Origin of the sequence: Aurantimonas aggregata (assembly GCF_010500835.1) — a bacterium.
In the GTDB taxonomy this organism is placed as follows: domain Bacteria; phylum Pseudomonadota; class Alphaproteobacteria; order Rhizobiales; family Rhizobiaceae; genus Aurantimonas; species Aurantimonas aggregata.
In genome coordinates, this window is sequence record NZ_JAAAMJ010000011.1 from 76513 (window position 1) to 102482 (window position 25970).

Sequence of the window (25970 nt, forward strand, 5' to 3'; positions counted from 1 at the left end):
GCGCAGGCTGCCCGCCTCACGCCAGCGACATTTCCCTTGTGCGGCGCTGGCCCATGAAGTGGATGAAGCGGCTGTGCACCTCCTCGGCGTGCTCGCGCGCGAGCTGCTCGGCCCATCCGGCGTCCTGCCGTTCGATCGCCTCGATGATCCGGTCGTGCGAGGCCGGCAGCTCGGTCGGCAGGTCGTCATCATAGGACCGATAGTACAGCCGCAGCATGCGCCGGCCACCGACGAGGAGCCGCCGGTAGGCGTCGTGGAGATACGGATTGCGCGCCGCCTCGCTCACCGCCAGGTGGAAATCCATGTTGGTCTGGATCATCCCGAGCGCATCCTTGGCCGGCACCGTGGCGCGGAAGCGTTCCTGTTCGTGCCGGATCTTCTCCAGCGCGATATCGGTGCGCAGCTCCGCGGCAAGGCGGGTGACCGCCCGCTGCACCAGGTCGAGCGCATCGATGTATTGCGGGAACTCCTCGACATTCATGCCCGCGACGACCGTGCCCTTGTTGGGCAGCGTGTCGACCAGCCCTTCGGCCTCCAGATGCACCAGCGCCTCGCGGATCGGCGAGCGCGAGGCGGAAAAGCGCTCGGCGAGGCGCATTTCGTCGAGCAACTGACCCGGCCGCAATTCCAGCGACAGGATCTCGTCGCGCAGCCGGTCGCGGATCATCAGCGCGCCGAAGCCCCGCTTGCGCGGCGGCTCCTCATCGATCCTCGGGCGCTTGGTCACGAGCGTGTCCTGCTGTCGATCCTGACGGCCGTCATCCGGCGCATCGATCAGAAGTTCGGAACCCAGCGGCGCGACTGTTCGCGGGCGTCGTCGTAACTGCCCTCGAAGATCGGCGAGGCGACCGTGGCGCGGACATGCAGGATGTCCTCGCCGACATTGCGGAAGCCATGTCTGGCGCCGGCGGGGATGAGCACCGACTGGTTGGGCTCCACCATCTGGCGATCCTCGCCGACCCAGATCTCGGCGCGGCCTGCCATGACTTCCAGCACTTCCTCCACGGCATGGTGATGGGTCGGGGCGCCGAGCCCAGGCTCGCACCATTGCTCGAAGATGCAGATCTGGTGGGCGCCGGCGACAGCCGAAATCCGCATCTGGGTCATGACGCCGTCGCGCCACTTCTCCACCGCTCCGTCTCTGTGATCGCAGATCTGCATGCTCGTCGCCTCTTCCATTCTTGTGGTCGCCGGCTCAGGCGCCCTGCCAGAGACGCTAAGGCGCCAAGCGCATCTTGTCGACAGAAAACATACACGGTTTACATGCTGCCTCTCGTCTGCGACAGGATAGGCATCCGGAGTGCCTCGCGGCGGGATGATTGCATGCGCTGGAAGAAGACTGCCTCGATGATCGAGGTCCATGCCGAGGGTGAAGTCGGGCGGGTCGTGACCGCCGGCGTGCTCGACGTTCCGGGCGAGACGATGCTCGACAAGATGCTGCACATCAACGAGGTCGACGGCAGCCTGCGGCGGTTCTTCTGCTTCGAGCCCCGCGGCTACGCGCAGATGAGCACGAACCTCCTGTTCGCGCCGACCACCCCCGACGCGGACGCCGCCTTCCTCATCCTGCAGCCCGACCGGGCGCATGCGATGTCCGGCTCCAACAGCATCTGCGTCGTCACCGCCCTGCTGGAGACCGGCATCCTGCCGATGCACGAGCCGGAGACGGTGGTGCGGCTGGAGACCCCGGCCGGCATCGTGAAGGCCGTGGCGCAATGCGCCGAGGGAAAATGCGTTTCCGTCTCGCTCGACATGTCGCCGAGCTTCGTCGACCGTCTCGACGCGGTCGTCGAGGTCGAGGGGCTGGGACCGGTGACGGTCGACATCGCCTTCGGCGGGGTGTTCTACGCGCTGATCGACCCGGCGCAGTTCGGCATGGCGATCGACCCGGCAGCGGCCCGCTCGCTGGCCGACATAGCCAGCCGGGTGCATCGGGCCGTCGATGCGCAGCTCGACGTGCAGCATCCGACGACCAAAGGCCTCGGCGGCATTTCCTACACGATGTTCGTCGACCGCGACGCGCGCGGCGACCTACGCGGTGCCACCGTGCTGCCGCCCGGCCGTTTCGACCGCTCGCCCTGCGGCACCGGCAACTCCGCCCGCCTCGCCTGCATGGTCGCGCGGGGCGAAGCGAACGTCGGCGATCGCTTCGAGGCGCGCTCGATCATCGGCAGCAAGTTCGACGTCGGCATCCTTGGCGAGACCACCGTCGGCGACCGGCCGGCGATCCTGCCGCGCATCACCGGTCGCGGCTGGATCCACGGCTTCCACCAGATCGGGCTGGATCCGTCGGATCCGTTTCCCGAAGGCTACGCCGTCGCCGATTGCTGGGGCGACGGCATGGACCTCCTGAAGTGAGCCCAGGCAACGGGGTCGCGATCATCGGCGCCGGCGTGGTCGGCACCGCCCTCGCCTTCCGTCTTGCCGAGCGCGGCGAGGCGGTGACGCTGTTCGATACCGGGACGCCCGGCGAGCTCGGTCCGTCGCGCGGCAATGCCGGCCATATCGCGGCATCCGACATCTTTCCCTTGAGCCATCCCGGCATCGCCGTCGAGGCGCTCGGCATGCTGGCCAAGCGCGACGGGCCACTGAAGATCGACTCGCGATACCTGCCGACGCTGGCGCCATGGCTTGCGATTTTCGTGAGGACGGGATCGGGGAAACGCTTCGAGGCCGCCACGCGGGCGATCAGCATCCTCTGCGACGGCACGGTCGAGGCGACCGAGAGGCTGTTCGCGGACGCGGGGATCGCCGATCGCTTCCGCCGCGTCCCGGCGCTGTATATCTACGATACGCAACGCTCGCTGGATGCCTCGCGGGCCGGATGGCAGCGCAAGGCCGCGGCCGGGCACGCCTCGACCGTCATCGGGCGCGACGAACTCCGCGACCGCGAGCCGGCGCTGGCGGACCGTTTTGCCGGGGCCGTGCTGTCGCACGATTGGGGACAGGTGAGCGATCCCAAAGCGGTGGTCGACGGGCTGTTCGAGGCCGCCCGCGGCCATGGCGCGGTGTTCTGCCAGACGAGAGTCGAGGCGATCGCGCCGTCGGAAGCCGGGATCGCGGTGCGCACGGAAGGCAGCGACCGGGCCTTCTCACGCGTACTCGTTGCGGCCGGCATCAGGTCCCGCGACTTCGCCGCCCAGCTCGGCGAAAACCTGCCGGTCACGGCCGAGCGCGGCTACAACCTCACCTACCCCTCGCCCGCCATCGCGGTGAACCATCCGGTCGTCTTCGCCGATCACGGGATCGTCTCGACCACGCTCGGCCCAGGCCTGCGCATCGGCGGCTGGGCGGACTATGCCGGCCCGGACGCGCCGTTCCGGCCGGCCTATCACGACCGCATCGCGCGCATCGCCCAGCGCTTCTTTCCGCGGCTCGATCCGCGCGATGCCATCCGCTGGGCCGGCAAGCGGCCGTCCATGCCGGATTCGACGCCGGTGCTCTCGCGCTCGACGGCCGACCCGCGGCTCTTCTACGCGACCGGCCACGGTCATTACGGCCTGACCTGGTCGGCGCGGACGGCCGAGATCATGATGGCGCTGATGGACGGCGACGAGGCCGCGGCGGCGCCGTTCTCCATCCGACGCTTCAACCGGTAACGGTCATGGCCCCGTTATCCTGCCACTCCCGGGACGCTGTTCATGCCATTGTTGACGCCGCCACCGACGCCAATTCGCGCCTGCAGCGCGCCTTCCTGATCCTCTACCGAAAAGATCGCCTGGAAACATGACCATCTCCAAAACCGCCATCGCCGGTTCCGGCATCATCGGCAGCTCCTGGGCGATCGTCTACGCCCGCTCGGGGCTCGACGTCGCGATCTACGATCGCAACCCGGATAATCGGGCGAGCCTGATGGCCAGGATCGGCAAAGCGCTCGACGAGTCCAGCGCCCTCTTCGCACCTGGCGAGACCACGGCGGACGTGCTCGCCCGCATCGTCGTGCACGACAATCTGGAAGCGGCGCTCGTCGGCGCCGATTTCGTCCATGAATGCATCGAGGAAAAGCTCGAGAGCAAGAAGACGATCTTCGCCGAGTTCGACCGGCTGACTGGCCCGGAGACGATCCTCGCCACGACCACGTCGAGCTTCCCGGTGTCGCAATTCGCCAGCGATCTTGGCTGCCGGGATCGCTGCATCGTCGTCCACCCGGCGACGCCGCCGCATCTCCTGCCGGTCACCGAGATCTGCGCCGCGCCCTTCACCAGCCCCGGGGTCTTCGACGCGACCTTCCGCTTCATGGAACGCTGCGGCCAGACGCCGGTCCATATCAAGAAAGAGATTCCGAGCTTCGTCCTGAACCGCATGCAGGCGGCGCTCGTCGTCGAGATGTTCCGCTGCCTCAACGAGGACCTGATCTCGCCGGCCGACATCGACAAGATCATCAGCCAGGGCTTTGGGCTGCGCTGGGCGTTCCTCGGGCCATTCGAGGGCGTCGACCTCAACGCCACCGGCGGCATAAGGCAGTATCTCGAAAACTTCGGCTTCCTGTTCAACAACATGGCCAACGAGCTGGGCTTCGCCGACGTGGTGACGCCGCACTCGATCGACCTTCTGGAAGACTACACCCGCACCAAGATCCCGCTGGATTCGCTCGGTGAAAAGGTTTCCTGGCGCGACCAGTCGATCATTGCGCTGCGGCTCCTGAAGGACGAGCGGGGCACGGTGGACCGGGCATGACGGCGGAAGGCGCGACGGCGGCCAGCGAGACTGCCGCTGACGGGGCCGAGCGGCATATCGGCCTGATCGGCTACGGTGCCGCCGGGCGGGCCTGCGCGGTGCTGCTGCTTGCCGACGCGCGTTATCGCCTGACGGTGCTGACAAGGTCGCCGCTGGAGGAAGACCTGCCGGAGCGGCTGACCGCCGTGACCTCGCTCGAAGCGCTGCTCGCCGCCGGGCCGCAAATCATCGTCGAGGCGGCCTCCGCCGAGGCTTTCTCGTCGATGGTGCCGGAGTGCCTGCGTGCCGGCATCGACGTGGTCGCCGCCTCGATCGGCGCGCTGCAGTCGCCGGAGACGGGGGATGCGGTCGTCGCGGCCTGCCGGGAGGGACATTCGCATCTCGTGCTGCCGTCCGGCGCGGTGGGCGGCCTCGACTATCTGGCGGCTGCGGCGCTCTCGGGCGACATCGCCGTGACTTACACCTCGCGCAAGCCGCCGGCCGCCTGGACGGCGGAACTGGCGGAAGCGGGCCTTGCGGAGGAGGCGCGAGCGCGGGAGGTGACGCTGTTCGAGGGCAGCGCGCCGGAAGCCGCAAGGCTCTATCCGCGCAACCTCAATGCCGGGCTGACCGTGGCGCTGGCCGCCGGCATCGAGCGGACAAGGGTCAGGGTCGTCGCGGACCCGTCCGTCACCACGAACACGCACGAGATCGCGGTCACCGGCGCCGCCGGTGACGCCTTCCTGCGTTTCGCCAACAAGCCTTCGCCGGACAATCCCAAGACCTCGATGATCACCGCACTCAGCCTTGCCTCGGCGGTGCAGCGGCGGTTCGACCCGATGCAATAAGCTTCACACAGCTGCTTTGCAGGGCAAGCGGCTTCGGCCCCTGTTTATGTGGAGAATGCTATTCAAGCGCTGCTCACCCCCTCTGGACTGCCGCCCATCTCCCCCACAAGGGGGGGATCGAAGCGACGAGGCGGTGCAATCTCCAAGAAACGCAGTGCTCAAGCCAGTCGATCTCCCCCCTTGTGGGGGAGATGCCGGGAGGCAGAGGGGGGTATGTCCTGCCCACGGCGTATCCGCGTTATCGTGTCGACGGGCGCAGGCGTCTGCTCCGCCCGCCGGACCTCGTGCTTCCCGCCCCGTCTCCCGGCACCATATGGCGAGTCTCGATCCAACCGCCATCACGCCAGCCGAAGCAACCGTGGAGTCCGCATGCCGATCCGCCGATACCTCCTGCCCGTGGTCGGGCGCAGCGCGGTCGGGTGGGATCGCTTTCGCCGGCGCACGCGACTGCGGCTGGGGCTGACGACGACGCCGATCCTGCTCCCCTATCGCGGCCTCGCGACCAATGGCCGGGTCGGGTTCGAAGGGCGGGTCATCGAGGACGAGGGGGTGGTCGGCGCACCGCCGACGACGTCGCGATGGAGGACCCTCTGGCGCACCTATCGGCGCTACCAGACCGAGAAGGTGCACGAGGCCCACGTGCAATGGACGCTGGGGCCTCAGGCCGGGACCGAGCGCACCGATCGCGAGGGCTTCTTCCGCGTCGACACCTTGATCGACGAGAGCCATCTCGCCAGCCCCTGGACGACCGCCACGCTGCGTCTGGAGCACGCGCCGGGCTATCGCTTCGAGCAGCGCGAGGCGCAGGTGAAGATCCGGGTCGTGTCGGCCAGGGCGAATTTCGGCATCATCTCCGACATCGACGACACGATCGTCGAGACCGGGGCGCGCCGGCTCATCCAGCACTGGCGGACGGTGGCGCTGAACTCGGCGGAAGGCCGCATCGCCTTTCCCGGCATCGCCTGCCTCTACCAGGCCTTCGCCCACGGCGAGGACGGGCCGGAGACCAACCCGGTCTTCTACATTTCCTCCAGCCCGTGGAACCTCCACGACCTGTTCGAGGATTTCATGCGGCTCTGCGACATCCCGCACGGGCCGATGTTCCTGAAGGATTTCGGCCTGAACAAGACGCAGTGGCTGACCGGCAGCCACGCGACCCACAAGCTTGGCGCCGCGGACCGCATCCTCGCGGCGTATCCGCATCTCACCTTCGTCCTGTTCGGCGACACCGGCCAGAGCGACGCGACGATCTATGCCGAGCTGGTCGAACGCTATCCGGGGCGGATCCATTCGGTGCATCTGCGGGACGTCACGCCCAAGGGTTTCAAGCCGCGCGTCAAGCGCGCGATCGCGGCGATGGAAGAAGCCGGCATCCCGGTGACATCCAGCCCGACGCTAAGGGAGGCGGCGGAGATCGCCGAGCGCGATGGACTTGTTGCCAGCGGCACCGTCGACAGGCTGAAGCAGGCGGTCGATGACGACTGCCGCAATCTCGAATCATGGTCCGGCCCGATGCCGTTCCGCGATACCGCCACGCACGGCGTGCGCAAGGACGGAAACAGCGCCGGGTAAGGCCGCGCAAACGCTCGTGCTGACAGTCCGCCGCCGCGGTGCCCCGCGGTATCAGCGCTCACGCTCGGCCAGGAGCCGCATGTAGAGCGCGTGATAGCGCTGGCCCATCGTCGCCGCCGTGAACAGATGGAGGTAGCGCTGCCGGCCGGCTTCCCCCCATCGCCGCGCGCGGTCCGGGTCCGTGAGCATCTCGTTCATCGCCGCTGCCAGCGCGGGCGCGTCGTTCGGCGGCACGACAAGCCCCGTCTCGCCGTGCGCGTTGACGTAGCTCGTGCCGGTATCGAGTTCGGTCGCGATCATCGGCCGGCCGAACATGGCCGCCTCGACCAGCGCCAGTCCGAACGCCTCGGACCGCTCGGTGGATGGAAACACGAAGGCCCGGCAGCGGCGCATCAGCGCCACCTTCTCCCGGTCCGGCAGGGCGCCGACGAACCGCACATTGGCCAGGCCCTCGGCACTGGCACGTCGCCGGAGGTGATCTTCCGTCGGTCCGGCGCCGAGGATGACAATGTCGCAGGGCACCAGCCGCGCGGCATCGAGAAGCACGTCGAGGCCCTTGTAGTAGCGCAGCACCCCCGCGAACAGGAAGAACGGCCGCCCCGTCTCCATGCCCTCCGGCAGCGTCTCGTCGGCGTCGGCGGCATCCTCCAGCCCGATCGGGATGATCTCCAGCCTGTCGCGATGGCGCGCCAGGACCGGGCTCGACGCCGCGTAGTTGGGCGACGTGGCGACCAGCGCGTCGACGCTCCCCAGGAAGCGCTGCATCAGCGGCGCGTAGACATGCTTCAGGGCCCGCTGCTTGATGATGTCCGAATGATAGGTGACGACGCTCGGCTTGCCGTGCCGCACGAGAAAATGCGCCGCGTCCATGTACGGCCAAGGAAAATGGTAGTGGACGATGTCGGCTTTGGCAGCCTCCCGCGCGAACTGGCCCAGCGCCCCCAGGGACAGGCCGGTCGAGGCGACATCGAGGTCGAGCCGCGCCTTCACGGCGCGATGGCCGTGAAACTCCACGCTGCGCTCCCGCGGCTTGCGGCTGAGCGACAGCACTGTGGTCTCCACGCCCAAGGGCGACGTCGACCGGGCGATCGCGTCGATCGTGCGCTCGATCCCGCCAAACGTGTCGGGCCAGTAGGTCTTGAAGAAATGCAGGACGCGCATCAGGCGTTATCGGGACAGTTCAAGAGCCGTTCTCTGTTGGTGCGGCGGCGTCAGCGGCAGTTTGGTCGAACCCTTATCGTAGCCGGCGGGCAATGGGAACGTGCCGGAGCCATGGCCTCCCGTGGCGGTTTCCCGTCACCGTGGCTTTTCAGCAGTTGCGGCATTGCGGCGATAGGTCTAGCCCTGCGGCTGGGGCTGCTGGCTGAACAACATGGGGGCGGCGGCCCGGTCACGCGGTCTCGCCCTCGATCTCATTGGCATCGAAGGCGACGAAGGCCATGTGGCGTCCGCCCGCCGCATTCTCGCGGCCAACGGCTTTGCGTAGTCGGATTACCGCGTCGTCCACGGGATCGCAGCCCCAAGCGGGGCAAGGCGCTGTTCCCGGTCGTTGCCAACCCTGGCGCGACCTGGGGCTCGGCGCCACGCTTCGATGCCAGCGAGGCGGAGATCGCCGAGGCCACGGCGTCCGGCGACTACGCCCTGCTGCTCGATGACCTGGCCCGCGGCCAGCCGGTCGACCTCCTGCATGTAGACATACAGGGCGGCGAAACCTCCTTCCTTGCCGACAATTTCGAGGACATCGAGCGGCTGGTGAAGCGGGTCCTCATCGGCACGCACTCGCGTTCGATCGAGGGCGACATCATGCGGATGATGCTCGATGCCGGCTGGCTGCTCGAAATGGAGCGACCGGCTATCCTCGGCATCGCGGGCGGCGTGCCCCACGTCGTGGTGGACGGGGTTCAGGCATATTTCAATCCGCGGCTGGGCTGATCCGCTTGTGGCGCGTTATAGGAAAACCAGCCGCCTGGAGGCGACGAAGTTGAAGCCCATCCCCGCCGCAGCGCCCACGGCCAGCGCGAACAGCGGTCGATCGTAGAAATAGCTCATGCTAAGGATCAGGATCAGGTAAGCGAGATTTGTCGCGAGCCAGCCCAGGATGTTGGCACCGACATACTGCGCCCACTCCGCGAGCCATCCCTTGTGGCTCCGGTCGAACGTATAGCGCCGGTTCAGAAACCAGGTCGCCGTGACGGCGACGGGGAAGGCGATGGCTTGGGCCCAGATGGGGCCGATCGTGGGGACGACCAGATGAACGATAAGGGCGTTGATCGCGAAGCCGGCGACGCCGACCAGGGCAAAGCGCCCAATCTGCACCAGCAGCGCGCGCCTCGTCTCTGCTTGATCGACAGATGAACGACTGGAATTCATGCGAAGGACTTCCCTGTCGTCAACGCGAAGGCGCGAGACGTAGCAATCAAGCGACACAAGCGCAACGTCCTGCGGTGAGCCGCGAAATAACCGCGCGTGACGGATGCGGATAATTGACCTGGGCGCTTCCGGCACGGTACGGCAACGCGCAGGCCGACGTGCCTCCGCCCCCGATCGAGGTCCTGCTTTTGCCCATCAGAACGTGCATCGTCATTCCTGCCTACAATGAGGAGCATGCGATCGAGCACACGATCGATGACTACAGGAACGAATTTCCCGACGCCACGATCGTCGTCATCGACAATAATTCGTCCGATCGGACCGGCGCGCTCGCCGCAGCCAAGCTCGAGAGCGGGGGCGGCTGCCTTCTGGTCGAGACGCGACAGGGAAAGGGCGCCGCCATCAAGGCCGGTCTCAGCCGAATCGACGCCGAGATCTACGTGATGGCTGACGGCGACGGCACCTACCCGGCGTCCGATGCCAGGCGCCTGGTCGACAAGATGCTGCGGGAACGGTGCGACATGGTGGTCGGCGACCGGATCTCCGGCGGCACCTACATGGCGCAGAACACCCGTGCAGGACACAGCGCGGGCAACAAGTTCCTGACACGCTACATCTCCTCCCTTGCCGGGCAGCGCTACGCGGATGTCCTTTCCGGCCTGCGCGTCATGTCGCGCCCGTTCGTCAGCGCGCTCGACATCCGCAGTTCCGGCTTCCAGCTGGAGACGGAGCTGAATATCGTCGCCGCCTACATGCGGGCAAAGGTCGTCGAGATGCCGATCGCCTATCTGCCTCGTCCGGAAGGGTCGCAATCCAAGCTGAACACGTTCAGGGACGGATTTCGGATCATCTGGTTCGCCGCCCTCAACTGGATCGCCTTCTATCCCCTCTCCGCCTTCGGCCTCCTGGCCGGCGCGGCGCTTTTTGTGTCGGCGCTGCTCGGCAGCTGGGTGATCTACGTGTTCGTCTCGACTGGATTGCTGCCGTACCCCTCCACCGCGCTGGCCGCGGCCGTTGCCGGTCTTGTCGGATTGCAGTCGCTATTTACGGGGATGAGCCTCCGCGTGACGGGCCGAACCGCCAGGCGGCGCGACGTCGCCCGCATGGTCGAGATGCGCCGAAAATGGAACGCCAGCCTTGATGGGCTCGAGTAGGTGACGAAAATGGCCGAGCCGATCGACAAGGAATACTACGAGGTCATCGCAAACCGCAGCATTGCGGAGAAGCTCCTCGTCCGCGCCCGCAACAAGATGCACGCCGACTTCCTTCGCCTCGTGAGGCCGTCCGCGGAAACGACCATACTCGACGTCGGGGTATCGGACGTCCAGGTGAAAGGCGCCAACTGGCTCGAGAGTGTCTACGCCTATCCGGCTAAGATCAGCGCCTGCGGCCTCGGCAAAGGCGGCGCGTTCAAGGCTGCCTTCCCCGAGATCAACTATACGACCATCGTTCCGAACGAGCGTCTTCCTTATCCCGACAGCGCTTTCGACGTGGTGACGGCGAACGCGGTGCTGGAGCATGTCGGCAGCGTCGCCAACCAGCGGGCCTTCGTCGCCGAGCTATCCAGAGTGGGACGCCTCGTGTTCCTGACGGTGCCGCACCGCTATTTTCCGATCGAGCACCACACGAGCATTCCCTTCCTGCATTTCTTCGACCGCAGCTTTGCGCTCGCTTGCACCATCGCGGGCAAGGAGCGCTGGTTGAAGCCGGAGAACCTCATCATGATGTCGCGCGCCCATTTGCGTTCGCTGGCGCCGGCCAACAGCACGATTGGCTATACCGGGATCGGCCTCGGGCCGTTTTCATCGAACCTGTTTCTTTATTCACAGAATGCGTAACATTCCGGGAGCAATTCGGTCCCTGTCGGAGCGTGGCTGGCTTTCACGCGTTCATCTTGGCGCATGGCGCGGCAGGTGTTGGGCTATTGGCTTCGGCTGCGCCAGCAGCTTCCTAGTCTACAACATTGTCTATTTATTCTATTCGTCAGTTCCAGGTAATAACAGCGAATATCCGCTAGGTTGGTGGGGCTGGTTCGATCAAGGCCAGTATCTGACAGCCGCCACCGCTTTCCTGAACGGGGATTTCTCCCCTTCGCAACATTTCTACCCACCGCTCTACCCCTTTCTCGGCTCGTTATTCCTGCGCCTGAGCGAAAGTCACGCTTTTTATCTGCCGAACCTGGCACTAGCGGTGGGCTATTTTGCCGTGCTGGTCATGCTGTTTGGGCGCTATATCGGCTGGTGGGGCGCTGCGGCCTGTGGCTTGTCGGGAATGTTTCTCTACGAGCCTTTCCGGCTCCAATGGGTCATCCCTTGGACGACGACGCTGGGCGCGTTCCTCATTATCTGTGCGCTCTTCCTGCTCGACCGCTATGTGAGGCGGCACAACCAGGACTCCTGGACAGCAGGCGTAGCAATGACGAACGCTGTGCTTTTCGGCCTCGTCGTCGGCCTGCAGGCACCACTTCGCCCCGCCGATCTCGCTCTCGTCGCCCCCATCGCAGCGATCTACGCCGTCCTTTTGGTGTACGCCTTGCTGTCGGCTGACAGAAATGGGCGTCGAGGCGCGCTGGCCGCCATTGTCGGCGGCGCCGCAGGGTTCTTGGTTCCCGTCGGTTTGATGCTGCTGTTCAACTCAGTGACCTATGGGTCTATCGCAGGTGGTTATTTCAGCACGGTCACCTCGATCGGGTTCGACCCGCACATACTGCCCGACAGGCTGTTCTCCCATTTGCTCGCATCTCAGATCTTCTTCGGTGAACAGGATGCCGACTGGCTCAGCGTGGTTCCGCTGGTGTTTGCTGCAACCGTCTTCCTGCCGATTGCTCTGTTCACCGGGCCGATCGTCATGCGCGCGGCGGCGGCGGCGGCCTGTGTGCAGTTCGTCATCTATTTCAGTTACTCGGACCTCCTGCCCACGGGGACGTTCCGATACTTCAATATTCACTATTTCAAGTGGCTCGCGCCGGTCGCGCTCTGTATTGCGTTGTATTTCGTGCGACAGTCGTTCTCTCGGGATGCCTCGGAAAAGGGACGAGGACGGACAGCTGTGGCGGCAGGCCTCTTGCTCGTTCTCGTGGTCAGTAGCGTCGATGCCGGGCAACAGTTGAGGCCCGCCTCGCTCATTGAGCGAGAGGGGCAGCAGATCACCCTCGATCTTGGTGACGAGAAAATAGATTTCGTTGATTTCGTGGGAGTGGAAGGCGGTTGGACCGATGTCTATTTTCCAGGGTCATCACGTGTATTTGGGGATGGCAACCAAGAACTCACGGTTGTCGCCGATTACCGATTCTTGCCCATTAAGAGCGGGACGCGCCTACTATTTTTCAAGCCACTTAACGGAGGAGGCCTGAAAATTGAGTTTAGCGAAACGATTCCGGTCCCTGACAGGTTCACTTCGGCGAATGTTCGCCCGGTTGATGTTGTATATCGAATGGGCTTCCCTCTTGGCCAACAGGCGTCACCCGCTCAGATATCTGACGGGTCGCCTGGACAAGACTTGATACTGAGCGGAGAGACGGTTGTCTTCGAGGACTGGTCCGTCTTCGAAGGGTCGCATCGCTGGAGCGAGGGCGCCGCCAGCCGGGTGATTCTTTACCTGCTATCATCCGAGCCCAATCAATGCCTAAGCATGGACGGCTTTACTCTAGGGGCGCAGACGATTTCGGCTTCAGTGGGTGGCGAAGCGGTGTCCGAGACACGCCTTGATGGGCAAGGGACGGTGACCGTTCCCCTCGGGCGGGCTGCGGGAAAGACGGAGATAGATCTCGCCTTCTCGAATCCGCATGCGCCAAACGAGGCAGATACCCGCAGTCTGGCATTTGCTGTCGAGGCAATGTCGGTGGCGCCCTGTCCATGACAGTCATTGACCCTGGATGCGTACTCCCAAGCGTAAACATCCCCTAATTACCGGGCTTCTCGATAATTGGCAGAAGATCAAGCGCCAGATGAGGAGGTTTTCATGGACGATACCGCTCCACCAGCCGAACAGCTCATTTCGGTCGACGCGTTCTTTGCCGGCATCGACATGGAAATACCCGACACGGCGGAGTATCGGCGGCTCTCGGGGGTGATCCTCGACCATCCGCTCGTGAGCCAGATGCAGGCGCTCGATCCGTTTTCCGACGCTTATCGCGACCTGGCGATGCGGATCTATTTTGACATTCGCGGCGGCGAGCATGCCGACTTCCGGCCGGAGCGAGACGAGAAAAGCGGCGGTGGAGATATCGCCAACGTCTTCTCCGAGGTCTCGCCCTGGTCGTTCCGGGACACCGGTTTCATCGCCGAGATGCTGTTCAGCTGGGGCCATATCCTCCGGCTCCTGGACATGAACGGCGCGACCGGGAACCGGGTCCTCGAATATGGGCCCGGCAGCGGGCAGATCCTGCTCACCCTCGCGCGTTCCGGCTGCGAGGCCTATGCGGTCGACATCGACGCGGCGTCACTGGAAAGCGTCGCGACGCAAGCCCGGCTGATGGACCTGACTGTCCATACCGAGCGGGCGGTTTTCGGCGAAGGCTTCGAGGGCCAGCGCTTCGACGCCATCATCTTCTTCGAGGCCTTCCATCACGCGGCCGACTTCCAGGCGCTCTCCCAGCGGCTGCAGGAGCGGCTGGAGCCGGGCGGCAGGGTGATCTTCTGCGGCGAGCCGATCGTGCCGCAGGCGGCTGGCTCCGTCCCCTATCCGTGGGGACCCCGGCTCGACGGCCTCTCGTCCTTCTGCATCCGCCGCTTCGGCTGGATGGAGCTTGGTTTCACGCGCGCATTCTTCATGGAGATGCTGCGGGCGAACGGCTGGCGGGCGGAACATCACCCATTCCCCGCCTGCCCCCGTGCCGAAGCCTTCGTCGCGCGGATCATGACCAGCGAAGAGCAGCGGGGGCAATTCGAGATCGACCTGCGCCGCGAGGCACCCGGCGTCTATCTTGCGCCGGAGGAATGGAACCACTCGGAGGGCACCCACCGCTGGACCATCGCCCACGGTGCGACGGTTCCGCTCCTGAAACCGCGCGATGCCGTGGTGGACCTCACCTTGACGGTCGCGAACTACCTGCCGGTCGACAAGCAGGTGCGGATCGCCTGCGGGGATGTGTCTGCCGACACCGTCCTGCATCCCGGCGAGACCCGCGACATCGAGCTTGCCGGCTGCACCGCCGATCGTCTGGTCGTCGAGGCGGACCTGCACCTCGTGAGCGAAGTGATCCCCGGCTCGGGCGACATGCGACGCCTGGGGATCTCCGTCCAGCAGCTGGTCTCGGTGCCATCTGACGCCAAGTAGAATGATCGCGGACATCCGTCCCAGCAGCCGCAACTAAAGGGATGGCGCTCAGAGCGTAACGCGCAACCCGCCATCCCACCAGCCGCAGCCCTCCTGCACCACGGTGATGTCGAGGCTCATTCCCTGCCCGAAGCGCGCCTCGGGGGGGATCTGGACGGCGAGGACGGCCGTATCCCCGGAGATCAGCACGTACGGGATCAGCGAACGCGAGACGCTGTCGGCGAGGGCCGCACCGTCGCTGGTGCGCAGGCGTGCGGCCACCCTGATGCCGAACCGGCCGGTATCATCGCCGGCGCTCGACCATACATGACCGGAGAGGTTCGTCACCGCGACGACGATCCGCAGGCCGTCGCCACCCGGGCCGGGCGCCGCTTCCTCGACGATCTCGAGAGCGAACCGGCGGTCGTCCTCGCCGATCTCCCGCGACATCGCGGTCACGCCGAGATCGGTGAAGGGCCGATAGGCGGCGCCCTCCGGCGGCTCGTAGGTCAGATACCAGTTGCCATCGAGGACGACCGCCTCCAGCTCGGCAGCGCTCTCGGCCCAGCCGGGCCATTTCGCCCGGGATGCGCCCGCCGAGACGTCCCCCACAGCACGGCGCTCGAGAAACCGCCGGAGCGCCTGGTGCAGCGCCGTGGGCGATCCGACCTCGAAGAAGTCCGCTTGACCGAAACCGCCGGCGACCTCGCGGAAGACTGGGATGTCGCTGGCGATCACCGGCTTGCCGAAATGCGCCGCCTCGACGATCGGCAGGCCGAAGCCTTCGGCGTGGGATGCCGCAACCAAGGCATCGGCCTCGCCATAAAGCCGAACTAGCGCGGCATCGTCGACGCCCTTGTGCCAGACCAGGCGCCGACCGAGTTCCGGGCTTTCGCGGATGCGGCGCAGCAGCGGCTCGACGCCCCAGCCGGCCTTGCCGACGATGACCAGGCGGGCATCGGAGCCCTCGGCCCAAAGTTGCTCGAAGGCGTCGAGGGCCACCCGGTATCCCTTGCGCGGCTCGAGCGTGCCGACCATCAGGAACACGGGCGGTCCGTAGGCCCTCGCGCCTGCCGGGGCCGGGGTGGCCGCGGCATCGGCGGCGAAGTCGGCGCCCAGCCGCCAGTAGCCGATCTTCATCGGATGCGGGTAGTCGATGGCGCGCAGCAGCGCGTGGAACTCGTCCGCGACGGCGCGGGAGATGCAGACGAAGCCGGTGGAAAAGCGGAGGGCCAACCGAATCCAGCTGGCGAAAGCCGGCGGCATGCCGCTGTCGCAGAAGGCCGGAGTCCTCAGCGGCACCAGATCGTAGAGGCAGGTGATGATTTCGGCGCCGCGAAGTCTGGCGGAGAGGAAGAAGGGGGCCTGCCCCTTCTCGAATGTCCAGGAGCTGTCGAGCATCAGGATCGTGTCCCCCGGACGAGGACGCAGACGCTCGGCTACGGCCTTGTCGGGCGGAAAATCGATGATGCCACGGGCGTCGTACCAGCCGTCCGGCCCGTCACAATAGGACAGGACGCGTTGAGGCTCGGTCGCGGTCGACTCAGCGAACATCCGGTGGCAGATCTTGTTGACCACCCGCTGGATGCCGGTCTTCCGGTCGGACTGCATGGTCGAAGTGGCATCGACGATCAGGCGGCCCGGCTCGGCGACCGGCTCGGCGAGGGCGAAAATCATCGCCGCGAGATCGATGTCCGCTGCAGTCTCTCCCAAGCGTTCCGCACGAGGCTCCCGTGTTTGCTCCACCGCCTTGGCGGACAAGGCCTCGAGACGCTCGCGCAGGGCAGCGATGGCAATGTCGGCCGAACGCGCCCAGGTGAAACGCTGCGCGCGACGGGATGCCGTCCCGATGATTTCCGCCCGGAACGGAGCGTCGGTCAGGATCCGCGTCATCACGGCCGCGAGCTCATCGGCCGACGAGGGGTCGAACAGGAGACGCTCGTCGCCGATGACTTCGAGCAACGCCCCGGCCCGGGACGCGGCGACCGGCGTGCCGCAGACCATGGCTTCCAGCGCCGTCAGGCCAAAGCCTTCCATGAAGGACGGCTGCACCAGCAGGCTGGCGCCGCGATAGAGCCGGACGAGCTCGGCCTCAGAGACATGCCGATGGCAGATGATCTGGGACAGGCTGAGCCCCCTCGCCTGCCAGCGCTGCTTGATCTCATCCAGCGCGGCATCGGGATAGTCGCCGGCGAGAACCATGCGGAAACCGTCGCGCAGCGAAGCGTCGAGCCGGGCAAATGCCTCCGGCAGCAGGCCGACATTCTTCCGCCAGTCCAAGCCGCCAACATAGAGTATGTACGCTACACGCGGGGCGTCGCCAGCGACCAATTCGTCTTCCGCAAGGGCCTGGCTGAAGACGTCAGAGATACCCGCCGAGATGTTCACTGCCGGAACGTTGCCAAGTAGCTCCAGGAGTTCCGAGCGCGAGAACTCGGATATGCACAAATTCAGATCATAGGGCCGATGCGCTTCGAGACGCCGGGCGTAGGCCGCGGCGTGTGCAGGGGCAGACAAATAGCGGTCGGGAAAGCGACGGGGGATCGCGTCGTAAAAGATCGACGCGACAGCCATCGCGCTACCCGGCTGTTTCAGCAGCGGGACTGCGGGATCGAACATCCCCTCGAACGGACTGGTCGAGATGGCGAAATCCGGGGCCAGCGCCTCGACATGGCGGGCAAGCGCTGCCTCGCTGAGGCGCCGCCGCCCGGTGTAGCCATCGAGGACCTCGCCATTGTCGCGAGCGCTGTGCCAGACGTGGATGTTCTCCGGCCGGAACCAGGCCCGCACCGCCTCGCGCGCCGAGATCGCCGCGACCGGCATCCCGGCGTTGAAGGAGATCCGCATCTCGACGTCGCGATGATTCTCGGCGATCGCCTTGATCAGCTCGATGGCGTAGCGGCCGATGCCACGGCGATTGCTGGCAGTCTGTAGGCACTGCCCGTCGAACCAGAGACGCATGTCAGCCATCCGCCTTGTTCGTGGCGGGCCTGTCGCCCAGCAGTGCCGCCCATTTCGCCTGCACAGCAGGCTCAGGGTCGAGGTACCACTCCCGGCCCGTCAGAACGTCGAGTTCCGGCATGGCGGCCCGCTGTTCGGCAGCAAGGCGGAAAAGCCGCGCCTGGAGCGAAGGCACCAGAGCCGTCAGCCGTATCGCGGCGCTCTTGGCACGGGGCTTGTCGCGGAGATACCCGGCTCCGGCTCGCGCCAACCGCCCCGCGACGCGCCTCGGTCGCGAGCCCGGCTTGAGCAGTAGCCAAGCCGAGGAGCCTTGTCGCAATTTACGCAGCAACCGCCCCATAGCGTCCGACCGGCCGGATTGCCTCCCTAACAGCTCGCGCAGCCCGGCAACCTCAGATTCAAGATGGTTGATCCTTGCGGACATCTCATTACTGACTTGCCACAATAGCTGCCTTTCATAGAGCTTGAATGCCGTACCAATTTCCTCGCGCGCCCGCTTGAGTTGACTGGAAACACATTGATCTACTTGAGCAGAAATTTCTGACTGAAAAACGTCGATTTTTTCCGATAATCCTCTACTGATCTCCAAATCAATGTCCCTTCTTACTTTATCGACTCTGGAGATGATGTTTTCATCAAATTTCGATACAGCACGGCCGTAACTGATGCCGACCTCACGGGAGAAGCTCTCCTTGAAAAAATTTTCTACCGATTCGTCAGCCGGCTTTTGAGCGACGAGCGCATAATCTGGACTGATCCCTTCCAGTACGATGGACAGTCCAACATCTTCCCGAGCCTTGAAACTATCCAAATCCATCTCAGCTTGAAGTCTTAAAATAATATGTCGACTATACCCATTGTATACTGCAAGAAACTCCATTAGATCTGGAGGTATCGGACGATTATGGGTGGGATCTAGATGAAACGTTAGCGTCGATACTCGTAAGTTTTCTGGATTCGGCGTCTCCAAGATCAGCAGTCCGCCAGGCGTAAGGACACGGAATGTCTCTTCCACGACTTTCCTAAGGTCGTCGAAACTGAGGTGCTCTGCGATGTGGAACCCTGATACGACGCTTTGGCTGACATCAGGCAGAGTGCTCAGGAATTCCAGTGCGTTACCGTACACAGCTGGAAGGTCACGCTCATAGCATGCCGCGAGCATGCCCTCGTCTAAATCAACGCCCTGGGCCTGGAAGCCCGCATCCTGCAATACTTCAAGCCATTCGCCGCGACCACATCCGAGATCGACTGCCTTGCCAGCTAGTCCAGCCTCATGAAGGGCGCCGAGGAAAGGTCTGTATACCTGAAGTCGGCCCTTAATTAGCTGGCGCGAACCTCGGAACCTTTCTTCAAAGGACCTATAAAATATATCATCGTTTTTCGGATCGGAAGTTGTAATATCACTCATGATATTCGATATTTATCCCAGCCTTAATGGCAGTTGTACCTATAAAATAATGTTCGCTTACATTAACCACGTCAAACACTACAAGGTTATCTTGCCATTCGTAATTCTGATCAAGGTGGCTGCTATTTTTCGTCAAAGCCGGGGTAATTGAGTAGGAGCCAGGTCCAAGACTACAAACAAACCGTGTCTCAATATTTGCCGTGGCTCCGGGCTTCAAAGCTGCGATTGTTTGTCCTGTGTGCCAAGTATTTGTTCCCCAGATCACATGTCCCGTACGATCTCGGATCATGCAGCCGAAGATAAGCTGTGGCACCTCCTGATGAACCCTTGCCTTCAGCTTCAAAACAAGCGCTTGCCCCACGATCGCGGTTGATACCGGCTCATCGGTTTCAGCATCGAAAAGACCCACATTCTCTGCCGTGACCTCACCCGTTCCGCTTTTGGTGTACAGCCAGCCAGCCTGATCGCGGCGCTGCTCGATTGTCAGCTTGCTGTTTTCCTTGGCTGCAACCAGTGCGTTGTAGAAATCCACCACTTCGTCGGGCGCGCCGTCCTTCAGTACCTTGCCCTTATCGAGGAGGATGACGCGGTCGGCCAGCGCCCGCACGTCGCCCATCGCGTGCGACACGATGACGATCGAGGTGCCCTGGTCCCGGAACTTGCGGATGCGGTCGAAGCTCTTGTGCTGGAAGTAGCTGTCGCCCACCGACAGCACCTCGTCGACGATCAGGAGATCGGGCCGCCGGGCCGTGGCGAGGGCGAAGGCGAGGCGCGCCTGCATGCCGCTCGAATACACCCGGAACGGCTGGTCGAAGAATTCCCCGATCTCGGTGAAGCTCTCGATCTGCGGCATCAGAGCCGCCAGCTCGGCCTGGGAAATGCCCATCAGGCCGCCGGCATGAAAGGCATTCCCGCGGCCGGTGAACTCCGGATTGAAGCCGAGGCCGAGCTCGAGGATCGCGCTGATCGATCCGGCGACGGCCACGGAACCGGTACTGGGCCGCACCGTGCCGGTGATCAGCTTCAGCAGCGACGACTTGCCGGCGCCGTTCTGGCCGATCAGTGCGACAGACTCGCCCCGCCGCACCTGGAAGCTGATGTCGCTGACGGCCCAGAACTCCGCAGACGGCTTGATCCCAGCGCCGAACCAGTTGGCGAAACGCTGCAGATTGGAGGCGTAGGTCGTGTAGCGCTTGCCGACATGCACGACGTCCAGAAGAATGTCGCTCATAGCGCGTCCACCAGTTCGGGGCTGGCGCGGCGAAACACCACGAAGGACAGGAGCACCGCAACGGCGGCGGCCACCGCCGGATAGACCAGGCTGGCCGGATCCGGCCAGAGATCGTGCAGCAAGGCGTTCTGATAGATCTGCACCAACGGCACCATCGGATTGAGTTCGGCCACCCAGCGCAGATTCTCGGGGATGACGTTGGCAGGGTAGACGACCGGGGTCATCCAGAACCACAGCTGGAGAACGACGGACATCACCTGCGCGACGTCACGCGAAAAGACGTTGAGCGTGCCGCACAGGACGCCGATGCCGAAGGCGAAGGCCGAGATCAGCATGATCCCAAGCGGCAGGACCAGCACCGCCGGACCCGGGAAATGCCCGAGAAAGGCGAAAACCACCAGGATGGCGGCGATCAGCAGCACGTGATTGACCAGGGCGCTGCCCCACACGATGACCGGCAGGCAGAGACGCGGGAAGGCGATCTTCTTCATCGCGCCAGCCTGTTCCAGGAAGATCGTGATCGAGCGGTTGAGGATCTCGGCGAACAGGCTCCAGGCCGCCATGCCCGAGAGCAGATAGATCGCGTAGGCCGACTCGTTGTCGGTGTTCGGGAGACGCGCGCCGAGGACTTCGGACAGGACGACGGCGAAGATCAGGGCCTGCGCCAACGGATGCAGCACGAACCACAGCGCGCCGAGCTTGGAGCGCGCGAACCGACCCTTCAGGTCGCTGCGGATCGATGACGCCACGAAGTAGCGGTAACGCCAGAGACTGGTGAGCATGCGGCGTCCTTAGATGAATCGCGAGGGGAGCCGAACGCGATTGGCATGAGCGATCCGGCACCCCGGCGCCGGTGTCTTGCGATGGGAACATGGTCTGCGCATGGCAGGATCAGCCGTGCTCGCGCCAGAAATCGAGGACGTCGCGCAGCGTGTCCTCGAAGGCGATCTCCGGCCGCCAGCCCAGGTCGACGGCGACCTTCTGCGCGTTGCCGACCGCCCGGGGGACCAGATTGGGTCGCAGGCGTTCCGGGTCGACGCGGATTTCGACCTCCATCCCCGACAGTGCGATCAGCGTCGCGAGGATGTCGCCGATCCGCCACGCCTTGCCGGAGGCGAGATTGTAGACGCTGGACGGGCCCGTCGGGGCGGCCGGGTCGAGGGCCGCGGCGGCGTAGGCCCGCACCACGTCCCGGGCGTCGAGAAAGTCCCGATCAACGTCGAGATTGCCCACCGAGATGACCGGTGCCTGGTCGCCTGCCGTGATCGCGGCGATCTGGCGCGCGAAGGCCGACACGACATAGGTATCAGCCTGCCCCGGCGCGGTGTGGTTGAACGGCCGGAACCGGATGGCCTTGAGGCCGTCATGCGCCATCTGCCCGACCATCATGTCGGCTGCCGCCTTGGTCGCGCCGTAGACGCTCGTCGGCTGCAACGGTGCGCCCTCGCTGATCGGCCCCTCCACCGACAGAAACGCGTCGCCGTAGGCTTCCGAGCTGCCGACATTGATGAAGCGTGCCTCTGGCGCGTGCTGCATCACCGCCTCGGCGAGGTTCATCGCGCCATAGAGGTTGACCTCCCAGGCCCGGCGCGGCGAACGATGCGCTTCCGCCGGTGCGGCGATCGCCGCCAGATGCACGACCGCGGTCGGCCGGGCCGCCTGCACCGCCCGATCGGCAGCCTCGCGGTCGCTGATATCGAAACCTTCGCCCTCGGCGGCGCCAAGGATCGCCACCGACGATGCGCCGCCGCCGTGGATTGCCTCGAGATGGCGCACGAGCAGCGTTCCGACGAACCCGCCGGCGCCGGTGACCAGGACTCGATGCTGGGGATCCATCACGTTTTTGCTCATTTTCGGCAATTGCTGGTAGCGGCGACGCCCGGCGCTGCTCTCAGCGGCTCAGGCGCTTCAGGTCGGCCTCGACCATCTCGACGATCATCTCTTCCAGCGAGATTTCGGCCTCCCAGCCGAAGGCAGCCTTTGCCTTGGCGGGGTTGCCGAGCAACACGTCGACCTCGGCGGGGCGGAACAATGCCGGATCGATGACCAGATGGTCGTCAATGGACAGGCCGGCGTGCTCGAACGCGATGCGGCACATGTCCCGAACCGTGGTCGTCCGACCGGTCGCGATGACATAGTCGTCCGCCACGTCCTGCTGCAGCATCAGCCACATGGCCCGGACATAGTCCTTGGAGTGACCCCAGTCGCGCTTGGCGTCGATATTGCCGAGGCGCAGTTCGCTGGCCATGCCGAGCTTGATGCGGGCAACGGCGTCGGTGACCTTGCGGGTCACGAACTCGATGCCGCGCAGCGGCGATTCGTGGTTGAACAGGATGCCGCTCGAGGCGTGCATGCCATAGCTCTCACGATAGTTCACGGTAAGCCAGTGGCCGTAGAGCTTCGCCACGGCGTAAGGCGAGCGCGGATAGAAGGGCGTCGTCTCGGACTGCATCGGCTCCTGGATCAGGCCGTACATCTCCGACGAGGAGGCCTGGTAGAACCGCGCTTCCGGACGCTCGAGCCGCACCGCCTCGAGCATGTTGGTGACGCCGAGTCCGGTCACCTGACCGGTGAGGATCGGCTGCTGCCAGGAAGATTTGACGAAAGACTGCGCGCCAAGATTGTAAACCTCGTCCGGCACGACATCGCGCATCACCCGGATGATGCCGGACAGATCGAGGAGATTGCCGTCATGAATGCGCACGTCCTTGTCGACGCCCAGCCATTTCAGGCGCACGTCGTTGACGTCGGCGGTGCTCGAACGGCGAACCAGTCCATAGACCTCGTAGCCCTTCTCGAGCAGCAGCTGCGAGAGGTATGCCCCGTCCTGGCCGGTGATGCCGGTAATGAGCGCGCGTCTAGTCATGCCTTGAACTGCCCCGTTGTTCGTTCGCGCCACTAATTCTGATCAATGGCGACAGCACCCTTTAACCATCCCGCTGCCTCAAGGCAAGAAATCGAAAAGCTGGAGACCTCGAAAAACCTCCCCCTTCGGCTCGTTTTGTGATTCCATCCTTATGAGCGAGAGCGGGAGGATGGCGTGCGGGGACAGCCAGGGTTCTGGGACGTAGACGAGCGGTATGTCCGGCTGAGCGAGGCCGGCGATCCGCTGGAGAAGCTGAACGCGATCGTGCCCTGGGAGATCTTCCGCAAGCCGCTATCGAAGGCTCTGAAGCGGTCGGATGGGGCCAAGGGCGGCAGACCGCCCTACGACGCGGTGCTGATGTTCAAGATCCTTGTCCTGCAAGCGCTCTACAACCTCTCCGACGACCAGGCCGAGTTCCAGATCCAGGACCGGCTTTCCTTCACGCGCTTTCTCGGTCTCGGCATTGCCGAGAAGGTGCCGGACGCCAAGACGATCTGGCTGTTCCGCGAGCATCTGGCCGACGCCGGCGCGATCGGGAACCTCTTCGCCCGTTTCGACAGGCATCTGAACAAGGCCGGTTACCTGGCCATGGGTGGGCAGATCGTGGATGCCACGATCGTCGCCGCGCCAAAGCAGCGCAACACCGAAGAGGAAAAGACCGCCATCAAGGCCGGCGAGGTGCCCGAGGCCTGGAAGGACAAGCCGGCCAAGCTTCGCCAGAAGGATTGCGATGCCCGCTGGACGGTAAAGTTCTCCAAGGCCAAGCCGGCGGCCGAGGGAAAGCCGCAGCACATCGACATTGCGGTGCCAGCCTTCGGCTACAAGAACCATGCAGCGATCGACCGCCCTCATGGCTTCATCCGCGGATGGTCGGCGACGAGCGCGTCAGCCTATGACGGCGCACAACTCTCCACCGTCGTCGACCGCTTCAACACCGGATCGAAGGTGTGGGCCGACACCGCCTACCGGTCCGCGAAGAACGAGGAGTGGCTGGAGAAGAACGGCTACGTCTCGGACATCCACCGCAGGAAGCCGAAGGGGCGGCCGATGAGCGAACGGACATCCCGCGCCAATGGCCGTCGGTCGGCAATCCGCTCGATGGTCGAGCACGTCTTCGCCCGCCAGAAGGGGCCGATGAGGCTGTTCATCCGCACCATCGGCATCGTGCGCGCCGAGGTGAAGATCGGCATGGCGAATCTTGCCTACAATCTCACGCGCTTCGTCTGGCACGAGGGGAGAGGTGTGCCCGCATGACAGCGAAAGCGCTATCAGGGCAGCGTGCCGGCCTTCGGTAGAAACCCAGACGCACAGACTTCCGAGCGTCGGTGCCGTGCGGGCCGCGGCACATGATCAAAGCCGATCTCACGCGCCTGAAACGGCCGTTCTTCGAGGTGTCCAGCTGCCGTACCCCGCCGCTAGCGAGACGGTGATGGACGCTAGGTTTCCCGCTGATAGAAAAGAATAATTGCAACCATAGATTACATGATAGGCCCTGCACAACCGGGTCGGCCTGCAATGTATGTCACCTCCTGCCGTTCCTTGTTCGGCAGGTCGTTTCACCGGTTTCCGTGCCGATCCGGCAATAAATAAAGCGTCCTCCATCGGTTTTGGCGTCCGAATCGGTCCCGCCCTCTGCACGCCCATGCATTCCCGCCAACGGGATCGCACCTCGAATTCGCAACATTTCAGGCGTCGGCGCCCAGGACGACGGCGCGCATTCCGGCGACGAAGCGCTCTTCGGAGAACAGTTCCGCCCGTGCCTCGCAGGCCGCGCGCATCGCGGCTGCCCGGGACGCCGGCAGCCGGCCGACAGCGTCGGCGATATCGGCTGGCTGGAAATCCGGCGGCAGCAGGATGCCGGTCTCGCCGTCGACGATCGTCTCGCGCAGCCCGCCTTCCGCGACACCGATCACCGGCTTGCCGGCGGCCATCGACTCCACCGGCGACATGCCGAAATCCTCCTCGACCGGCACGTAGATCGTGGCGATGGCTTCGCCGATCAGCCGGCGCAGCCGGTCCTCCTCGACCCAGCCGAGAAAGGTGATGTTCGGCGCATCCTCGGCGCGGCGGCGCAGCGCCGCCAGTTCGTCGCCGCCGGAGGCCACCACGAGTTGCCGGTCCGGCATCATGCGGAAGGCATCGACGATCCGGTCGACGCGCTTCAGTCCGGCCAGCCGTGCGGTGGACAGGTAATAGTCCTGCTGGCCGCCCCAGACGAAGCTCTTCGTGTCGCAGGGCGGGTAGACGACGGTGCTGTCGCGGCCGAGGAACGAGCGGATGCGCGCCTGGACGGTTTCGGAATTGGCGACAATCGCCTCCATCCGGCCGACCGCCGCTTCGTAGCCCCGGCGGAACTGGGCCAGGCCGGCCTTCTTCAGGGCGCCGGCCGGACCGCCCAGCATCGACGCGAAGTGCGCCCGCTGGTCGTACAGGAACCGTGGCGGGGTGTGGCAATAGAAGATGTTGCGGCCGGGACCGCCGGCATCGGGCGCCGCGAAGGGCGCCGCAACGCCCGAGAAGACCCGCAAATCGTGGCGCGCCACGCGCCGGCGCTCCATCGCGAAGCGGGCGGCCAGCGCCGCCGCCCGCAGGCCCGGGCGCCGCAACGCCATCGGCAGGTTCAGATCGCGCGTCCCCGCCGGGAACATCGCGTCGTCGTAGCTGTCGGGGCTGCGATAGCCGAACAGGAGATCCGCGCCGACGGCGTCCGCCAGCGTCAGGACCAGTCGCTCCCCGCCTCCCCTGATGGCAAAGTAATCATGGACGACCAAGGGCCGACCGGCATTCCCGGAAAGTTCCAAA

22 protein-coding genes are annotated in these 25970 nt (G+C 64.8%); 11 read left to right on the forward strand and 11 right to left on the reverse strand.

Going from position 1 to position 25970, the window contains the following annotated elements; translation table 11 throughout:
• Positions 1-16: 16 nt before the first annotated feature.
• Together GTW51_RS14485 and GTW51_RS14490 are read right to left on the reverse strand one after the other, a co-directional pair.
• Positions 17-727 (reverse strand): GntR family transcriptional regulator, encoded by a 711-nt coding sequence (locus GTW51_RS14485; protein ID WP_425483257.1) that lies wholly within the window; start codon positions 725-727, stop codon positions 17-19.
• Between the two features lie 47 nt (positions 728-774).
• Positions 775-1161: a cupin domain-containing protein gene (locus GTW51_RS14490; protein ID WP_246233136.1), complete on the reverse strand. Its 387-nt coding sequence runs from the start codon at positions 1159-1161 to the stop codon at positions 775-777.
• 162 nt (positions 1162-1323) lie between these two features.
• Here GTW51_RS14490 and GTW51_RS14495 point away from each other — a divergent pair, with 162 nt between their 5' ends.
• The 5 genes from GTW51_RS14495 to GTW51_RS14515 all read left to right on the forward strand — a co-directional run bounded on the left by GTW51_RS14495 (position 1324) and on the right by GTW51_RS14515 (position 7076).
• A complete protein-coding gene (locus GTW51_RS14495; protein WP_163044738.1) occupies positions 1324-2358 on the forward strand; it encodes a proline racemase family protein in 1035 nt (344 codons plus the stop codon).
• The gene (locus GTW51_RS14500) at positions 2355-3599 is read left to right on the forward strand and encodes an FAD-dependent oxidoreductase (RefSeq protein ID WP_163044739.1); all 1245 of its coding nucleotides are present in this window, start codon (positions 2355-2357) and stop codon (positions 3597-3599) included. The genes GTW51_RS14495 and GTW51_RS14500 overlap by 4 nt, the downstream gene beginning before the upstream one ends.
• 127 nt (positions 3600-3726) lie before the next feature.
• Complete coding sequence (locus tag GTW51_RS14505; RefSeq protein ID WP_163044740.1) at positions 3727-4677, forward strand: 3-hydroxyacyl-CoA dehydrogenase; 951 nt, start codon at positions 3727-3729, stop codon at positions 4675-4677.
• Positions 4674-5504: an aspartate dehydrogenase gene (locus tag GTW51_RS14510; protein WP_163044741.1), complete on the forward strand. Its 831-nt coding sequence runs from the start codon at positions 4674-4676 to the stop codon at positions 5502-5504. The genes GTW51_RS14505 and GTW51_RS14510 overlap by 4 nt, the downstream gene beginning before the upstream one ends.
• A gap of 369 nt (positions 5505-5873) precedes the next feature.
• Positions 5874-7076: an App1 family protein phosphatidate phosphatase gene (locus tag GTW51_RS14515; RefSeq protein ID WP_163044742.1), complete on the forward strand. Its 1203-nt coding sequence runs from the start codon at positions 5874-5876 to the stop codon at positions 7074-7076.
• A gap of 51 nt (positions 7077-7127) precedes the next feature.
• Here the strand turns inward: GTW51_RS14515 and GTW51_RS14520 are convergent, their stop codons facing one another.
• Entirely contained in the window at positions 7128-8237 is a 1110-nt protein-coding gene (locus GTW51_RS14520) for a glycosyltransferase (protein ID WP_163044743.1), read from the reverse strand.
• Here GTW51_RS14520 and GTW51_RS14525 point away from each other — a divergent pair.
• On the forward strand, positions 8223-9008 hold the full coding sequence (locus GTW51_RS14525) for a hypothetical protein (protein WP_163044744.1): 786 nt from the start codon (positions 8223-8225) through the stop codon (positions 9006-9008). The two genes, GTW51_RS14520 and GTW51_RS14525, sit on opposite strands and share 15 nt — an antisense overlap.
• A 15-nt stretch (positions 9009-9023) precedes the next feature.
• On the opposite strand, the gene GTW51_RS14530 is transcribed toward GTW51_RS14525, so the two are convergent.
• Complete coding sequence (locus tag GTW51_RS14530) at positions 9024-9446, reverse strand: GtrA family protein (protein ID WP_163044745.1); 423 nt, start codon at positions 9444-9446, stop codon at positions 9024-9026.
• 188 nt (positions 9447-9634) lie between these two features.
• Here GTW51_RS14530 and GTW51_RS14535 point away from each other — a divergent pair, with 188 nt between their 5' ends.
• From GTW51_RS14535 to GTW51_RS14550, 4 genes are all read left to right on the forward strand, one after another.
• Positions 9635-10600 (forward strand): glycosyltransferase, encoded by a 966-nt coding sequence (locus tag GTW51_RS14535; protein ID WP_203566089.1) that lies wholly within the window; start codon positions 9635-9637, stop codon positions 10598-10600.
• A gap of 9 nt (positions 10601-10609) precedes the next feature.
• Positions 10610-11284 carry a methyltransferase domain-containing protein gene (locus GTW51_RS14540; protein WP_163044746.1) on the forward strand — a complete coding sequence of 225 codons (675 nt, stop codon included), beginning with the start codon at positions 10610-10612 and terminating at the stop codon, positions 11282-11284.
• Positions 11277-13304 (forward strand): hypothetical protein, encoded by a 2028-nt coding sequence (locus GTW51_RS14545; protein ID WP_163044747.1) that lies wholly within the window; start codon positions 11277-11279, stop codon positions 13302-13304. The genes GTW51_RS14540 and GTW51_RS14545 overlap by 8 nt, the downstream gene beginning before the upstream one ends.
• 102 nt (positions 13305-13406) lie before the next feature.
• Positions 13407-14723: a class I SAM-dependent methyltransferase gene (locus GTW51_RS14550; protein ID WP_163044748.1), complete on the forward strand. Its 1317-nt coding sequence runs from the start codon at positions 13407-13409 to the stop codon at positions 14721-14723.
• A 48-nt stretch (positions 14724-14771) separates the two neighbouring features.
• Here the strand turns inward: GTW51_RS14550 and GTW51_RS14555 are convergent, their stop codons facing one another.
• The 6 genes from GTW51_RS14555 to GTW51_RS14580 form a co-directional block, all read right to left on the reverse strand.
• Positions 14772-17672, reverse strand: a complete 2901-nt coding sequence (locus GTW51_RS14555) for a glycosyltransferase family 4 protein (protein ID WP_163044749.1) — start codon at positions 17670-17672, stop codon at positions 14772-14774.
• Positions 17665-19071: a class I SAM-dependent methyltransferase gene (locus GTW51_RS14560; protein WP_163044750.1), complete on the reverse strand. Its 1407-nt coding sequence runs from the start codon at positions 19069-19071 to the stop codon at positions 17665-17667. The genes GTW51_RS14555 and GTW51_RS14560 overlap by 8 nt, the downstream gene beginning before the upstream one ends.
• Complete coding sequence (locus tag GTW51_RS14565) at positions 19064-20302, reverse strand: ABC transporter ATP-binding protein (RefSeq protein ID WP_163044751.1); 1239 nt, start codon at positions 20300-20302, stop codon at positions 19064-19066. The genes GTW51_RS14560 and GTW51_RS14565 overlap by 8 nt, the downstream gene beginning before the upstream one ends.
• Positions 20299-21084, reverse strand: coding sequence for an ABC transporter permease (locus GTW51_RS14570; RefSeq protein WP_163044752.1), 786 nt, complete (start codon positions 21082-21084; stop codon positions 20299-20301). The genes GTW51_RS14565 and GTW51_RS14570 overlap by 4 nt, the downstream gene beginning before the upstream one ends.
• A gap of 109 nt (positions 21085-21193) precedes the next feature.
• On the reverse strand, positions 21194-22153 hold the full coding sequence (locus tag GTW51_RS14575) for a GDP-mannose 4,6-dehydratase (RefSeq protein ID WP_246233141.1): 960 nt from the start codon (positions 22151-22153) through the stop codon (positions 21194-21196).
• 40 nt (positions 22154-22193) lie between these two features.
• Positions 22194-23168 carry a GDP-mannose 4,6-dehydratase gene (locus GTW51_RS14580; protein WP_163044754.1) on the reverse strand — a complete coding sequence of 325 codons (975 nt, stop codon included), beginning with the start codon at positions 23166-23168 and terminating at the stop codon, positions 22194-22196.
• 174 nt (positions 23169-23342) lie between these two features.
• Between GTW51_RS14580 and GTW51_RS14585 the strand changes: the two genes are divergently transcribed.
• Positions 23343-24422 (forward strand): IS5 family transposase, encoded by a 1080-nt coding sequence (locus tag GTW51_RS14585; RefSeq protein WP_163044755.1) that lies wholly within the window; start codon positions 23343-23345, stop codon positions 24420-24422.
• Positions 24423-24853: 431 nt separating this feature from the next.
• Here GTW51_RS14585 and GTW51_RS14590 read toward each other — a convergent pair whose 3' ends face one another.
• Positions 24854-25969 carry a glycosyltransferase gene (locus GTW51_RS14590; RefSeq protein WP_163044756.1) on the reverse strand — a complete coding sequence of 372 codons (1116 nt, stop codon included), beginning with the start codon at positions 25967-25969 and terminating at the stop codon, positions 24854-24856.
• Position 25970 lies beyond the last annotated feature (1 nt).

Coding starts and splice junctions, on each gene's coding strand:
- GTW51_RS14490 (WP_246233136.1), bottom strand. CDS start 1,161: ATGCAGATCTGCGATCACAGAGACGGAGCGGTGGAGAAGTGGCGCGAC.
- GTW51_RS14495 (WP_163044738.1), top strand. CDS start 1,324: ATGCGCTGGAAGAAGACTGCCTCGATGATCGAGGTCCATGCCGAGGGT.
- GTW51_RS14505 (WP_163044740.1), top strand. CDS start 3,727: ATGACCATCTCCAAAACCGCCATCGCCGGTTCCGGCATCATCGGCAGC.
- GTW51_RS14510 (WP_163044741.1), top strand. CDS start 4,674: ATGACGGCGGAAGGCGCGACGGCGGCCAGCGAGACTGCCGCTGACGGG.
- GTW51_RS14515 (WP_163044742.1), top strand. CDS start 5,874: ATGCCGATCCGCCGATACCTCCTGCCCGTGGTCGGGCGCAGCGCGGTC.
- GTW51_RS14525 (WP_163044744.1), top strand. CDS start 8,223: ATGCAGGACGCGCATCAGGCGTTATCGGGACAGTTCAAGAGCCGTTCT.
- GTW51_RS14520 (WP_163044743.1), bottom strand. CDS start 8,237: ATGCGCGTCCTGCATTTCTTCAAGACCTACTGGCCCGACACGTTTGGC.
- GTW51_RS14530 (WP_163044745.1), bottom strand. CDS start 9,446: ATGAATTCCAGTCGTTCATCTGTCGATCAAGCAGAGACGAGGCGCGCG.
- GTW51_RS14540 (WP_163044746.1), top strand. CDS start 10,610: ATGGCCGAGCCGATCGACAAGGAATACTACGAGGTCATCGCAAACCGC.
- GTW51_RS14545 (WP_163044747.1), top strand. CDS start 11,277: ATGCGTAACATTCCGGGAGCAATTCGGTCCCTGTCGGAGCGTGGCTGG.
- GTW51_RS14550 (WP_163044748.1), top strand. CDS start 13,407: ATGGACGATACCGCTCCACCAGCCGAACAGCTCATTTCGGTCGACGCG.
- GTW51_RS14555 (WP_163044749.1), bottom strand. CDS start 17,672: ATGGCTGACATGCGTCTCTGGTTCGACGGGCAGTGCCTACAGACTGCC.
- GTW51_RS14560 (WP_163044750.1), bottom strand. CDS start 19,071: ATGAGTGATATTACAACTTCCGATCCGAAAAACGATGATATATTTTAT.
- GTW51_RS14565 (WP_163044751.1), bottom strand. CDS start 20,302: ATGAGCGACATTCTTCTGGACGTCGTGCATGTCGGCAAGCGCTACACG.
- GTW51_RS14570 (WP_163044752.1), bottom strand. CDS start 21,084: ATGCTCACCAGTCTCTGGCGTTACCGCTACTTCGTGGCGTCATCGATC.
- GTW51_RS14575 (WP_246233141.1), bottom strand. CDS start 22,153: ATGAGCAAAAACGTGATGGATCCCCAGCATCGAGTCCTGGTCACCGGC.
- GTW51_RS14580 (WP_163044754.1), bottom strand. CDS start 23,168: ATGACTAGACGCGCGCTCATTACCGGCATCACCGGCCAGGACGGGGCA.